The 13,171-nt window shown below is 66.8% G+C and carries 12 protein-coding genes; 10 read left to right on the top strand and 2 right to left on the bottom strand.

The features are described from left to right. Positions 1–552: a MarR family winged helix-turn-helix transcriptional regulator gene (locus WQQ_RS16770; RefSeq protein WP_007186430.1), complete on the bottom strand. Its 552-nt coding sequence runs from the start codon at positions 550–552 to the stop codon at positions 1–3. Further along, entirely contained in the window at positions 549–2,060 is a 1,512-nt protein-coding gene (locus tag WQQ_RS16765) for an efflux transporter outer membrane subunit (RefSeq protein WP_007186429.1), read from the bottom strand. The genes WQQ_RS16770 and WQQ_RS16765 overlap by 4 nt, the downstream gene beginning before the upstream one ends. A gap of 291 nt (positions 2,061–2,351) precedes the next feature. Here WQQ_RS16765 and mfd point away from each other — a divergent pair, with 291 nt between their 5' ends. The 10 genes from mfd to WQQ_RS16715 all read left to right on the top strand — a co-directional run bounded on the left by mfd (position 2,352) and on the right by WQQ_RS16715 (position 13,171). After that, complete coding sequence (gene mfd, locus WQQ_RS16760; protein WP_007186428.1) at positions 2,352–5,729, top strand: transcription-repair coupling factor; 3,378 nt, start codon at positions 2,352–2,354, stop codon at positions 5,727–5,729. A gap of 29 nt (positions 5,730–5,758) precedes the next feature. Further along, a complete protein-coding gene (locus tag WQQ_RS16755) occupies positions 5,759–6,391 on the top strand; it encodes a CsiV family protein (protein ID WP_007186427.1) in 633 nt (210 codons plus the stop codon). 197 nt (positions 6,392–6,588) lie between these two features. Further along, entirely contained in the window at positions 6,589–6,777 is a 189-nt protein-coding gene (locus WQQ_RS16750; protein WP_007186426.1) for a YezD family protein, read from the top strand. Between the two features lie 35 nt (positions 6,778–6,812). After that, positions 6,813–7,808 carry a sulfate ABC transporter substrate-binding protein gene (locus WQQ_RS16745; protein WP_007186425.1) on the top strand — a complete coding sequence of 332 codons (996 nt, stop codon included), beginning with the start codon at positions 6,813–6,815 and terminating at the stop codon, positions 7,806–7,808. Between the two features lie 64 nt (positions 7,809–7,872). After that, complete coding sequence (locus WQQ_RS16740) at positions 7,873–8,091, top strand: TOBE domain-containing protein (protein ID WP_007186424.1); 219 nt, start codon at positions 7,873–7,875, stop codon at positions 8,089–8,091. 31 nt (positions 8,092–8,122) lie between these two features. Next, positions 8,123–8,749: a class II glutamine amidotransferase gene (locus tag WQQ_RS16735; RefSeq protein ID WP_007186423.1), complete on the top strand. Its 627-nt coding sequence runs from the start codon at positions 8,123–8,125 to the stop codon at positions 8,747–8,749. A gap of 55 nt (positions 8,750–8,804) precedes the next feature. Next, on the top strand, positions 8,805–9,677 hold the full coding sequence (gene cysT, locus WQQ_RS16730; protein WP_007186422.1) for a sulfate ABC transporter permease subunit CysT: 873 nt from the start codon (positions 8,805–8,807) through the stop codon (positions 9,675–9,677). Between the two features lie 175 nt (positions 9,678–9,852). After that, positions 9,853–10,755, top strand: coding sequence for a sulfate ABC transporter permease subunit CysW (gene cysW, locus WQQ_RS16725; RefSeq protein ID WP_007186420.1), 903 nt, complete (start codon positions 9,853–9,855; stop codon positions 10,753–10,755). A gap of 102 nt (positions 10,756–10,857) precedes the next feature. Continuing rightward, positions 10,858–12,024, top strand: a complete 1,167-nt coding sequence (locus WQQ_RS16720; protein WP_007186419.1) for a sulfate/molybdate ABC transporter ATP-binding protein — start codon at positions 10,858–10,860, stop codon at positions 12,022–12,024. A gap of 205 nt (positions 12,025–12,229) precedes the next feature. Beyond that, a complete protein-coding gene (locus WQQ_RS16715; RefSeq protein WP_007186418.1) occupies positions 12,230–13,171 on the top strand; it encodes a lysophospholipid acyltransferase family protein in 942 nt (313 codons plus the stop codon).

The following is a 13,171-nucleotide window of genomic DNA, read 5'->3' as shown; positions in this document are numbered from 1 at the left end:
TCACCTGACCCGGCTCGGCGCGCGCGTGCTATCGAGCCGCGCGACCATCGGGCGCAGCAGCCGGGTCAACCGCAGCACGTCCTGCGCGTCGAGCATCGCCGTGAGGTTTTCGATGACCGGCCAGACCTCGGGCTGCACCCGGCTCACATGCTCGTGACCGGCGGGCGTCAGGCTCACGCGCACCGCGCGGCGATCGGCATCGTCGGGCTTGCGCACGATCCAGCCGGCCGCGACGAGACCGTCGCAGATGCGCGTGAGGTTCGCCGGTTTTTCGCCGCTGGCCTGGCAAAGCTCGCTCGCGGTGAGGGTTTGATCGGGTTGGTCGTAGAGCGCCATCACCACTTCGTATGTCGCCGGCGTGAGCCCGTGCGCAGCGAGCACCACCGACAGCGCCTCCTGCGTGCGCTTGTGCAGATGCGTGAGCAGGCGCATGAGTGCGAGCCGCTCGTACGGCAGCCGGCCGAGCTGCTGGCGCCGATGCCGCAGACGCGCTTCGATCGGGCTGAAGCTGTCTTCGTTTCCCTTGCCGTCGATGTCGTCGTTCGTGCTCATGAGGCGCTTCCGTTCCGGGTCGTCTCGGTTGCCGGAGGCGGCGCGTCGGCGTGCTTGGCGACGCTGCTCCACACTTCGCCTGCTGGCTCTTCGGCCGGATCGAAGCCTCCGCCGAGCGCCTGCATCAGCGCGGCCTGCGAAGCCAGCCGCTGCGCGCTGCTGCGTACCAGCGCTTCGCGCGCGAGGAACAGCGCGGTCTGCGCCTGCAGCACGTCGAGATAGCCGGTGAGCCCGGCCTTGAAGCCGGCATGCGCCTGGTCGAATGCGCGCTGCGCCGCCGCCACCGCTTCGTTGGTGTCCTGCGCCTGCGCCTCGGCACTGCGGCGCTGCGACAGCGCGTCGGCGGCTTCATGCAGGGCCGCGATCACCGAGGCATCGTAGGCGTCGACCGCAGCGTCGAATGCGGCGGTTTGCCCGTGCAACTGGGCGCGCAGTTCGTCGCCGCGGAAGATCGGCAGGCTCACCGCCGGGCCGACTTCCCAGGCCGCCGAATCGGCGAGCAGGAACTTGTTGAACGAGAGCGACTGCAAGCCGATCAGCGCATGCAGATCCACGTTCGGGTAGAACCGCGCCTGCACCGCATCGATGCCGCGGCTCGCCGCCTCGACGCGCCAGCGATGCGCGACCACGTCCGGGCGGCGGCCGATCAGCATCGCCGGAGCCGCCTGCGGCAGCTCGATCGCGCGGTCGAGGGCGAGTTCGGGCGCCTTCAGCGACTCGCCCGCGCCCGGACCTTCGCCGGCCAGTGCGGCGAGCGCGTAGCGCGCGCGATCGATCGCGCTCTGGCTCGCATCGAGTCGCGCCTTGAGCAGCGGCAGCTGGGCTTTCACCTGGCTCAGCTGCAACTCGGCGACCATGCCGGCCGCGCGCAGCTCGAGCGTGATGTCGATGATCTGCTGGCGCTGCTCGACCTCGGCCTGCAGCTCGTGGTGCAGCTCGCAGGCCAGCGCGTAGTTCACGTAGGCGCGCACCACCGCGCTCTCGAGCGCGAGGCGGGCGGTGCGCGCTTCGAGTTCGCTCGCCCGCTCGCGGCCGAGCGCCGAATCCCAGGCCGCGCGATCGCCGCCCCAGAGATCGAAGGCGTATCGCAGCTTGAGATTGGCCTGGTTCTCCCAGAACGATCCGCCGCCGAGCGGGGCCGGAAAAATGTGATTGGCCGAGTAATGCGTGCGACGGCTCAGCGCTTCGATGTCCTGGTCCCAGCCGATCGCCGATTCGGCCCCTTCGGCCGCGGCTCGCGCCTGTTCGACGCGGTCCATCGCGAGCTTGAGGCTCGGGTTGCCGGCGACGGCACGCGCGACGAGCGCGTCGAGCTGGGCGTCGCCGAACGTAGTCCACCAACGCTCCTGCGGCCAGCCCGCCGCAGGCAGCGAGGCACTCAGCACCCGGCCGCCGTCGAGGCTCGAAATTTCCACGGGTTTGCGGTGCGGGGCGATGCCGCCGGTGTCGGCACAGGCCGCGAACAGCGACGAAGCGCAGAGCGCGGCGATGAGAGCTTTCGGTTTCATCGCAAAATATTACATTACTGAAATATACATCAGTGTATATTTTGGCGATAAAATTTTTGTATCGCCCGCCGCTTTCCCACGAATCAGGCCGGCCACTCCGATGAAATGGTGGGCAGGTCGTGACCCCGCCCTTTCACGGCCGGTTTCGCGCGCATGAACAGATACGGGGCTCGCCCCGCCCGGCTGTCGGTTCGCGCCTGGGCAGGGCGCGGAACCGACAGCCGGGCGTCCGCATGTAAAATGGCGGCTCATTGAAGGGCGCCAGCGGCGCCCTTCGCATTTGACGCCCCGATGACTACGAACGCGACGGACCCGACCTTTCCGCCCCTCGCCGTCGCCGCGCTCGCCACCGTGCGCGCGGCGCAGGCGCACGACGGGCTCATCCTGGCCGTCGCCGGCAACGAGCAGGAGGCTTATCGGCTCGAAGACGAGCTGCGCTTCTTCGCCGGCGGCGAGATCGAGGTGCTGCACCTGCCCGATTCCGAGGTGCTGCCCTACGAGCAGTTCTCGCCGCACCAGGAAATCCTCAGCAACCGCATGGCGGCGCTGTACCGGCTGCCGCAGCAGAAGCGCGGCATTCTGCTGATCACGGCCGATGCGCTGCTGCAGCGCTTCCCGCCGCGCAGCTACATCGAGGGCCGCACCTTCCTGCTCAAGGCCGGCGAGAAGCTGGACCTGCAGGCCTTCCGCGACAAGCTCGTCGCCGCCGGCTACACCAGCGTCTCGGAGGTGCAGACGCAGGGCGAATTCGCGGTGCGCGGCGCGCTGGTGGACCTGTTCCCGATGGGCTCGGACACCGCATACCGCATCGATCTGTTCGACGACGAGATCGAGTCGATCCGCAGCTTCGACCCGGAAACCCAGCGCAGCATCGACAAGGTGCCCGAAGTGCGCCTGCTGCCCGCGCGCGATTTCCCGACCGACAAGGAAGGCGTCGATACCTTCCGCCGCCGCTATCGCGAATATTTTCCGGGCGATCCGGCGCGTTCGCGCATCTACAGCGAAGTCAGCAAGAAACTCATGCCGGGCGGCATCGAGGCCTGGCTGCCGCTGTTCTTCGGCCAGACCGCGACCTTGTTCGATTACCTACCGGCGAAAACCCAGGTGGTCGAACTGGCGGATCTGATTCACGCCACCGCGGCCGACTGGGCGCAGATCGACGAGCGCTACGAGCGCCATCGCGGCGACATCGAACGCCCGCTGATGAAGCCGGCCGACCTGTACGTCGAGCCTGCGCAGGCTTTGGCGCGACTGGCGACGCTGCCGCATGTAGATGCGCCGCTCGCGCTGCGCGGCAGTGCGAATACGCTCAGCAAACCGCTGCCGGCCGGCGAGCCCGATCTGAAGGAATGGATCAAGGCCACGCAAGATCGCATCCTGTTCGTCGCCGAATCCGCCGGCCGCCGCGAATCGCTGCTCGGCTGGCTCAAGGGCTTCGGCGTGCTGCCGCGCGTGCACGAAAGCTGGCTCGATTTCGAGACCGACAAGAACCGCTACGGCATCGTCATCGGCCCGCTGCAACTCGGCTTCGAACTCGCCGGCGAAAAGCTCGCGCTGATCGCCGAGGCGCAGGTGTTCGGCCGCCGCGCGCCGGTGGAATCGCGCGCACGCCGCGCCAAGGTGCGCGACCCGGAAACCATCCTGCGCGATCTGTCGAGCCTGGCCATCGGCTCGCCGGTCGTGCACGCGCAGCACGGCGTCGGCCGCTACCGCGGCCTGCAGCGGCTCGACGCGGGCGGCATCGAATCCGAGTACCTGCTGCTCGAATACGCGGGCGGCGACAAGCTCTACGTGCCGGTCGGATCGCTGCAGATGATCCACCGCTACACGGGCGCCGAAGAAGCGGCCGCGCCGCTGCATTCGCTCGGCTCGGATCGCTGGGAAAAGGTGCAGAGCAAGGCGCGCGAAAAGGCGCACGACGTCGCCGCCGAACTGCTGCAGATCCAGGCGCGCCGCGCGGCCAAGCCCGGCATGGCGCTGGAGCTCGAGGAGGACGACTACCGCCGCTTCTGCGAGGGCTTTCCGTTCAACACCACGCCCGACCAGCAGTCCGCGATCGACGCCGTGCTGGCCGACCTGAAGCTCGACAAGCCGATGGACCGCGTGGTCTGCGGCGACGTCGGCTTCGGCAAGACCGAAGTCGCGCTGCGCGCCTGCTTCGCGGTGGCGCGCTCGGGCCGCCAGGTCTGCATGCTCGCCCCGACCACGCTGCTGGTCGAGCAGCACGCCAAGAACTTCCGCGACCGCTTCGCCGACTGGCCGATCCGCGTCGCCGCGCTCTCGCGCATGCGCACCGCCAAGGAACAGACCGCGCTGCTCAAGCAGATCGAGGAAGGCTCGCTCGACATCATCATCGGCACGCATCGCCTGCTTCAGGAGGACGTGCGCTTCAAGAACCTCGGCCTCGTGGTCGTCGATGAAGAGCATCGCTTCGGCGTGCGCCACAAGGAGCGCCTCAAGAACATGCGCGCCGAAGTGGACATGCTCACGCTGACGGCCACGCCGATCCCGCGCACGCTCAACATGAGCATGTCCGGTTTGCGCGACCTGTCGATCATCGCCACGCCACCAGCGTCGCGCATCGCGATCAAGACCTTCGTCGCCGAGTGGGAACGCAATCTGGTGGTCGAGGCGATCCAGCGCGAGCTGCGTCGCGGCGGCCAAGTGTATTACCTGCACAACGAAGTCGCCGACATCGCGCGCATCGCCGACGACGTGCAGAAGATGGTGCCCGAGGCGATCGTGCGCTTCGCCCACGGCCAGATGCGCGAACGCGATCTCGAGCAGGTGATGCTCGATTTCTATCACCAGCGCTTCAACGTGCTGGTGAGCACGACGATCATCGAATCGGGCATCGACCTGCCGACCGCGAACACGATCCTGATCGATCGCGCCGACAACCTCGGCCTCGCGCAGCTGCATCAGCTGCGCGGTCGCGTCGGCCGCAGTCATCATCGTGCTTACGCCTACCTGCTGGTGCCGAGCAAGCGCGCGCTGTCGGCCGATGCGGAGAAGCGCCTCGAGGCCATCGAAACGCTCGGCGATCTCGGCTCGGGCTTCGCGCTCGCCACCCACGATCTCGAAATTCGCGGCGCCGGCGAGCTGCTCGGCGAAGGCCAGTCCGGCCAGATCGAGGAAGTGGGCTTCACCATGTACGCCGAGCTGCTCGCGCGCGCGGTGAAGGCGCTGCGCTCGGGCAAGCTCGACGATCAGCCCTTCGGCGTCGCGGCCTGCGAAGTCGACCTCGCGGTCTCCGCGCTGCTGCCGGACGACTACATTCCGGACGTACACACGCGCCTGGTGTTCTACAAGCGCGTCGCCGAGGCCGGCGACGACGAGCGCCTGAAGGAACTCAAGATCGAGATGATCGATCGCTTCGGCCTGCTGCCGCCGGCGGCCGAGCGCCTGTTCGATGCCGCGCGATTGCGCGTGATTGGCGAAGCGCTCGGCATCACGCGCATCCGCGCGGGCGCCAAGGGCGCGACGCTGGATTTCGGCACGCAGCCGAAGATCGATCCGATGAAGCTCATCAAGCTGATCCAGAAGCAGCCCAAGGTCTACAAGCTCGAAGGCCAGAAGCGGCTCAACATCAACGCCCCGCTCGAAGCGCCCGAAGCCCGCGGCGACCAGATCGCGGCCCTGCTGACTACACTCGGCGACAAGCCGTGACGAGTACCCAGAGACGGGAGACGAGAGACGTGAGACGCAAGCTGGCCGCAGCCCTGCTCGGCCTGATGACGCTGCTGCCCCACTTCGCCATCGCCGCCGACGCCACCTATCGCGTCGACCTGATCGTGTTCGTCGACCTCTGGCATTCGGGCGACGAAGCCGGCATTGCGCCCGGCTCGCCCAACCTCAGTAACGCGATCCGGCTCGAAGACGTCGCCGCGCTGCGTGCGGCCGGCATCGAGGTCTTGCCGGACGAGCAGTTCGGACTCGACGCCGAGTGGAAGAACCTGCGCTACAGCAAGCAGTTCAAGCCGCTCGTACGGCTGGCCTGGACGCAGAGGAACCCGCCGACCGAGCGCGGCCCGGCGATCCGCATCCAGGTCGGCGGAGCAGCTGGCGGTGGCGACACCAGCGCAGCCGCCGTCGATTCGGCGGGCTCGGGCCCGCAAGTCCAGGGCTCGGTGGCCCTGTTGCTGAGCCGCTACCTGCACCTCGATGTCGACCTGCAGTACGTCGAGGACGGCAGCGCCTGGGCGCTCGACGAGCGTCGCCGCATGCGCCGCGACGAGATTCATCACCTCGACAGCCCTCGTCTGGGCGTGCTGGCCAAGGTCGGCAAGGCGTCGGGTGCGGACAACGACGCCGCGCCGCCACCACAGTAAGCATCGAAGGCTGGGTCGCCGCGTCACGCGCTGCCCGTTTTGCAAGCCAACGCCCGCCCTCGCGCGGGCGTTGTGCTATTCGGGCCTTCATATGCATTTAGGGCCTTTTTAAATCTCCACATATTCTTTTTAGAAATAACCCCAGCCTTCTAGGATGCAGGCCAATCCCGGGTGCACCCGCCGAAGAAGCTGCCTTCATGAACGCTCAAATCCATCGTCTGGACGAAACCGAAGCCCGTCTCGCGGAGCGCATCGTCCAAGCCATTCGCGGCCTGCGTTACGGCTCGGTGGAAATCGTGGTCCACGACGGCCGGGTGGTGCAGTTCGAGCGCCGTGAACGCGTGCGCTTCGATCGCAACGAAGAATCAACCACGCCACGCCGCTGAAATCGCGGCGTCCGCCTTCCAAACGACAGACAACCATGCTCAAGAAACTCATCGCGGCTGGACTCATCGCGGCCCTGCCGGTGGTCGCCCAGGCGGCCTCCAGCGAACTGCTCAACGTCTCATACGATCCGACGCGCGAGCTCTACAAGAACATCAATTCGGCGTTCATCGCCCAGTGGAAGCAGCAAAGCGGCGACACCCTCAAGATCCAGCAGTCGCATGGCGGATCGGGCAAGCAGGCCCGCGCGGTCATCGATGGCCTGGAGGCGGATGTCGTCACGCTCGCGCTCGCAGCCGACATCGACGCACTCGCCGACAAGGGCAAGCTGCTGCCGGCGAACTGGCAGCAGCGCCTGCCGCACAACAGCTCGCCGTACACCTCGACGATCGTGTTTCTGGTGCGCAAGGGCAACCCGAAGAAGATCAAGGACTGGGACGATCTCATCAAGCCGGGCATCAGCGTGATCACGCCGAACCCGAAGACCTCGGGCGGCGCGCGCTGGAATTACCTGGCCGCCTACGTGCACGGGCTGCAGAAGTACAACGGCGACGAAGCCAAGTCGCGCGACTTCCTGAAGGCGCTCTACAAGAACGTGCCGGTGCTCGACAGCGGCGCTCGCGGCTCCACCACCACGTTCGCCCAGCGCGGTCTCGGCGATGTGCTGCTGGCCTGGGAAAACGAGGCGTTCCTGTCGCTCGAAGAATTCGGCGCCGACAAGTTCGACATAATCGCGCCGTCGATTTCGGTGCTCGCCGAACCGCCGGTCGCGGTGGTCGACAAGGTGGTCGACAAGCACGGCACGCGCAAGGCCGCCGAGGCGTATCTGAAGTTTCTGTACACGCCCGAAGCGCAGGAGATCATCGCCAAGAATTACTACCGCCCGATCGATCCGGTGGTGGCGGCCAAGTACGCCGACAAGTTCCCGAAGATCGAGCTCAAGACCATCGCCGACCTCGGTGGCTGGACCAAGACGCAGGCCACGCATTTCTCCGACGGCGGCGTGTTCGACCAGATCTACGGCGCCAGATAACGCTTCAGGCCGCGCCCTCTTCCTTTACTGCCACACGCAATAACGACTGAAGGTTCTTCATCCCATGTCTATCGCAGCTGTCAACACGCGCAACCAGTTCCGCGGCAAAGTCGCCAACATTCGCCGCGGTTCCGTCGTCTCCGAGATCGAAGTGCTGACGCCCAACGGCATCATCTCGGCGGTCGTCACCACCTCGTCGATCGACCTGATCAACCTGCAGGTCGGCGAAGAAGCGCTGGCCATGTTCAAGGCCACCGACGTGCTCGTCGCCAAGCTGGGCTGAGTCGCAGGCGACTGCAAAGGCGCTTCTCGCGATGTGCGTGATCATCCACAAACCGGCCGGCGTCGCGATTCCGCCCGCGCTGCTGGCCGCCTCGGCCTCGCTCAATCGCGACGGCTGGGGATTGATGGGCTTCGATGCGACCGGCGGCCTGCTGCTGGAGCGCAATCCACGCGTCGATGTCGCCGAGCTGCTCGAAGCCGAGCAGCGCTACCGCGACGTCGAGATCGTGATGCACCTGCGCATGCTCACGCGCGGCTCCACGCATGCGGCGAACCTCCATCCGCTGCCGGTCGACGAGCACAGCTTGCTGATGCACAACGGCACCGTCGACGGACTCGAGACGCCGGTTTGCGGGCGCTCGGACAGCTGGCATCTGGCGACTTCGGTGCTGCGTCCGCTGCTGAAACGCGATCCGGCGCTGATCGAGCAGCCCGCGTTCACGCAGCTCGTCGAACTCGCGCTCGGGCCGCAGAACCGCGCGGTGCTGCTGCATGCGCCGAGCCGTCGCATCCACGTGTTCAATCGCCGGCACGGAGCCGAGATCGACGGGCTCTGGTGCAGCAGCACGCGCTGGATCGACGAGCGTCACTTCGCGGTTCCGGCGGCGCCACAACGCCAGGAGCGCAGCCTGCTGACCGAGCATTTGCGATTCATCTAGTTCGCCTCCATTCGACCGGCTTTCGCTTCGGGCCGCTTCTACGGACCTCAGATCCATGACCTTTTTGGCGGCACCTGAGTCGATCATCGACCGATCGACGCCCCGGCAGCGCTCGGTGATGCCGGGCTTCGGCCTGAGCCTCGGCTACACGCTGCTGTACCTGAGCCTGATCGTGCTGATTCCGCTCGCCGGCGTGTTCTTCAAGGCCGCCGATCTCGGGCCGCAGCAGCTTTGGAACGTGGTCACCTCGCCACGTGTGGCCTCCGCGCTGCAACTGAGCTTCGGCGCCGCGCTGGTCGCGGCGACGGTCAATGCCTTCTTCGGCCTGCTCGTGGCGTGGGTGTTCGTGCGCTACGACTTCTTCGGCAAGAAACTGCTCGATGCGACGATCGACCTGCCGTTCGCACTGCCGACCGCGGTCGCCGGCATCGCGCTGACCGCGCTGTATTCCGGCAACGGCTGGGTCGGCCAGTTTCTGGAACCGCTCGGCATCAAGGTGGCCTTCACTCCGCTCGGCGTGATCGTGGCGATGACCTTCATCGGCCTTCCCTTCGTCGTGCGCACCGTGCAGCCAGTGCTCGAAGAAGCCGAAAAAGAGCTCGAAGAAGCCGCCGCCTCGCTCGGCGCGACGCGCTGGCAGACGATCACGCGCGTGATTCTCCCCGCCGTGCTGCCCGCGCTGCTCACCGGCACCACGCTCGCGTTCGCGCGAGCGGTGGGCGAATACGGCTCGATCATCTTCATCGCCGGCAACCTGCCCGGAATATCCGAGATCGCGCCGCTGCTGATCATCATCAAGCTCGAAGAGTTCGACTACGCCGGCGCGACCACGGTGGCCGCGACGATGCTGGTGATTTCGTTCGGGCTGCTGCTGCTGATCAATCTGCTGCAGGCGTGGACGCGCAAGCGGCAGGGGGCGAAGGCGTGAGCGCTTCCATGCCTGTCCCCTCTCCCACTGGTGGGAGAGGGCGGCGCGTAGCGCCGGGAGAGGGCCAGCCCGAAAAGTGCGCGCTCCTTCCCCACAACCCCTCTCTCCCCTGCTTCGCAGGGACTCTCTCCCGCAAGCGGGAGAGAGCAACGGCAACCAGCGGTGAGCTTCTTTCATGACCACCACCGACCACAGCCTGCAAGACCCGCCCAAACTCCCGTTCGAGCCGCTGATCCAGAAGAACGCGGTCATCACCGAAGCGCCGTGGCTGCGTCGCACGCTGACCGCGTTCGCGCTGTTGTTCCTGCTTGGCTTTCTGCTGTTGCCGCTCGTCTCGGTGTTCTACGAAGCGCTCGGCAACGGCATCGGCGCCTACTTCGACGCCATCGTCGAGCCCGATGCGATGGCCGCGATCCGGCTCACGCTGCTGGTCTGCGCGGTCGCGGTCCCGCTCAACGTCGTGTTCGGCATCGTCGCGGCCTGGGCGATCACCAAGCACAGCTTTCGCGGCAAGCAGCTGCTCGTCACCTTGATCGATCTGCCGTTCTCGGTCTCGCCGGTGGTTTCGGGCTTGATCTACGTGCTGATCTTCGGCGCCCAGGGCTGGGCCGGGCCCTGGCTGTCCGATCACGGCATCAAGGTTCTGTTCGCCTGGCCCGGCATCGTGCTCGCGACCGTGTTCGTGACGTTTCCGTTCGTCGCGCGCGAGCTGATTCCGCTCATGCAGGCACAGGGCACCGACGACGAGCAGGCTGCGCTGTCGCTGGGCGCGTCGGGCTGGCAGGTGTTCTGGCACGTGACCCTGCCGAACATCAAATGGGGCCTGCTCTATGGCGTGCTGCTCTGCAATGCGCGCGCGATGGGCGAGTTCGGCGCGGTGTCGGTCGTCAGCGGCCACATTCGCGGGCTCACCAACACCCTGCCGCTGCACGTCGAGATCCTCTACAACGAATACAGCTTCGCGGCCGCGTTCGCGGTGGCCTCGCTGCTCGCGATCCTCGCGCTCGTCACGCTCGGCGCCAAGACCCTGCTCGAATGGCGTTATGGCGCCGAACTCGCGGCCTCGCGGCGGCATTGAAACGCCGGGAGACGGGGAACGGGAGACGAGAGACGCAGAAGCACAAAACTCGGTCCCTTCCTGCGTCTCCCTTCCTCCGTCTCCCGTCTCTCCCGTAAGAACATGGACATCCAAATCCGCGGCATTCACAAAGGCTTCGGCAATTTCCCGGCACTGGCCGGCGTCGATCTCGACATCGCCTCGGGCGAGCTGATCGCGCTGCTCGGCCCGTCGGGCTCGGGCAAGACCACGCTGCTGCGCACGATTGCGGGGCTCGAGTTCGCCGACTCGGGGCGGATTCTGTTCGGCGGCCAAGACACGCTTGGATTGCCGGTGCAGCAGCGCCGCGTCGGCTTCGTGTTCCAGCATTACGCGCTGTTCCGGCACATGACCGTGCTCGACAACATTTCGTTCGGGCTGCGCGTGCAGAAGCGCTCGGAGCGGCCGTCGGCGGAGGCGATCCGCAAGAAGGCGCTCGAACTGCTCGATCTGGTGCAGCTCGGCGGGCTCGAAAAGCGCTATCCCTCGCAGCTTTCGGGCGGCCAGCGCCAGCGCGTCGCGCTCGCACGGGCGCTCGCGATCGAGCCGCGCGTGCTGCTGCTCGACGAGCCGTTCGGCGCGCTCGACGCCAAGGTGCGCAAGGACTTGCGCCGCTGGCTGCGCGAGCTGCACGAGACGACCGGCTACACCACGATCTTCGTCACGCACGATCAGGAAGAGGCGCTGGAGCTCGCCGATCGCGTGGTGGTGATGAATCGCGGGCGCATCGAGCAAGTCGGCACCACCGACGAGGTCTACGAAAAGCCGGCGACCCCGTTCGTGTTCGAGTTTCTCGGCAACACCAACGTGCTGCCCGGCCAGGTTCGCGACGGCAAGGTGCATGTCGACGGCTTGATTCCTTCGATCGCGAGCGCGCGCACTCAGGCCGACGAGGCCGTCGAAATCTACGTGCGCCCCAGCGATCTGCGCCTGGCCGAGCCCGGCGATCCGGGGATCGAAGCCATCGTTTCGAGCACCCAGCGTACCGGGCCGATCGTACGCAGCGAGGCCATCGCGAGCGCCTCGGGCGCCAAGCTCGAAATCGAGCTTCCGCATCTGCATCGCGACGTGCCCGCGCTGCTGGCCGGAGCGCACGTGCGCCTGCGCCTGAACCAGTTCAGCGTATTTCCGCTTGCATCCCCGACCGAGTCTCCGGCCGTTTTGCGCGCAGGCTCGACGCCGCGGCGCACGCTCGAAGACGTGGTGCCGAACGCGCCGGCGGAATATCGCGAGCGCGCGCGCCATGGCTGACGGAACGGAACTCCCAGCCCAGAGCATGACGCCCGGGCTGCATCCCGGCCACGGCGCTTGCGGGGGCGCTCGCATGCGACTCGCGACGCCGCAAAGCATCCCCGCATCGTCCAGAGTCGGCGGCAGTTTGCGATTGCATGACAGGCTGGCAAACTAGCTTTCCCGCCGTCGTCATGGGGCGCCCCGCCCCGGAACCGCATCCACCGTGTTGAACTTCATCCTCAGGCTGGTCGCTCGCCTGCCTTTGCGCCTCGTGCACGGACTCGCCGCGATCGTCGGCTGGTTCGCCTGGCACCTCGGCGGGGAGAGAAAGCGCCTGTCGCTGCTCAACGTCGATCTGTGCTTTCCCGAACTTTCCGCCGCCGAACGCCGGCGCATCGTCTACCGCTCGTTCGGGCACTACTACAAGACCCTGTCCGAGTACCCGCTGATCTATCTCGGCGATGCCGACCGGCTGCGCGCACTCACGGTCGAGATTCGCGGGCAGGATCTGCTCGATCAGGCGCTTGCCGAAGGCAAGGGCGTGATCCTGGCCGCCATGCATCTCGGCTCGTTCGAAGTCAGCGCCATTCCGATGTCCGAGCGCTACACGATGACGGGCCTGTTCAAGCCGGTGAAGTATGCGGCGCTGTCCGATCTGGCGCTCAAGGGGCGCTCGCGCTTCGGCGGCCAGGTGGTGCCGATCGTCAAGCGCAACGGCAAGCGAGCGGTCGGCAGCCAGCTGCTGCGTGCGCTCAAGCGCGGCGAAATCATCTATGCGGTGCCCGATCGCGATCCGCCGCGTGGTCAGGGCGTGTTCGCACCGTTCTTCGGCATCGAGGCGCATTCGCCGGTGCTGATTCCCAAGCTCGTGCAGGCCACGGGTGCGCGCGTGCTGATCTGCTACGGCGAGCGCTTGCCGAAGGCGCGGGGCTTCGTCATGCACTTCGTCGAACCGCCGGCCGGCTACGACAGCGAGGATCTGCAGCGGGCGGCCGCCGCGATCAATGCAGGCACCGAAGCCTGCGTGCGGGCGCATCCAGAGCAGTATTGGTGGGGCTACATGCGCTTCAAGCGCCGGCCCGATGGCGAGATCAGCCTCTACCGCAAGACCGCGCGGCGGACAGCACCACCGACCGCTGCAAGAGACGGGCGCGAAGCCGCCTGA

The organism is Hydrocarboniphaga effusa AP103 (genome assembly GCF_000271305.1).
GTDB classification, from domain to species: Bacteria; Pseudomonadota; Gammaproteobacteria; order Nevskiales; family Nevskiaceae; genus Hydrocarboniphaga; species Hydrocarboniphaga effusa.
This window is presented reverse-complemented; position numbering and strand designations above follow the sequence as displayed.

Coding starts and splice junctions, on each gene's coding strand:
- WQQ_RS16770 (WP_007186430.1), bottom strand. CDS start 552: ATGAGCACGAACGACGACATCGACGGCAAGGGAAACGAAGACAGCTTC.
- WQQ_RS16765 (WP_007186429.1), bottom strand. CDS start 2,060: ATGAAACCGAAAGCTCTCATCGCCGCGCTCTGCGCTTCGTCGCTGTTC.
- mfd (WP_007186428.1), top strand. CDS start 2,352: ATGACTACGAACGCGACGGACCCGACCTTTCCGCCCCTCGCCGTCGCC.
- WQQ_RS16750 (WP_007186426.1), top strand. CDS start 6,589: ATGAACGCTCAAATCCATCGTCTGGACGAAACCGAAGCCCGTCTCGCG.
- WQQ_RS16745 (WP_007186425.1), top strand. CDS start 6,813: ATGCTCAAGAAACTCATCGCGGCTGGACTCATCGCGGCCCTGCCGGTG.
- WQQ_RS16740 (WP_007186424.1), top strand. CDS start 7,873: ATGTCTATCGCAGCTGTCAACACGCGCAACCAGTTCCGCGGCAAAGTC.
- WQQ_RS16735 (WP_007186423.1), top strand. CDS start 8,123: ATGTGCGTGATCATCCACAAACCGGCCGGCGTCGCGATTCCGCCCGCG.
- cysT (WP_007186422.1), top strand. CDS start 8,805: ATGACCTTTTTGGCGGCACCTGAGTCGATCATCGACCGATCGACGCCC.
- cysW (WP_007186420.1), top strand. CDS start 9,853: ATGACCACCACCGACCACAGCCTGCAAGACCCGCCCAAACTCCCGTTC.
- WQQ_RS16720 (WP_007186419.1), top strand. CDS start 10,858: ATGGACATCCAAATCCGCGGCATTCACAAAGGCTTCGGCAATTTCCCG.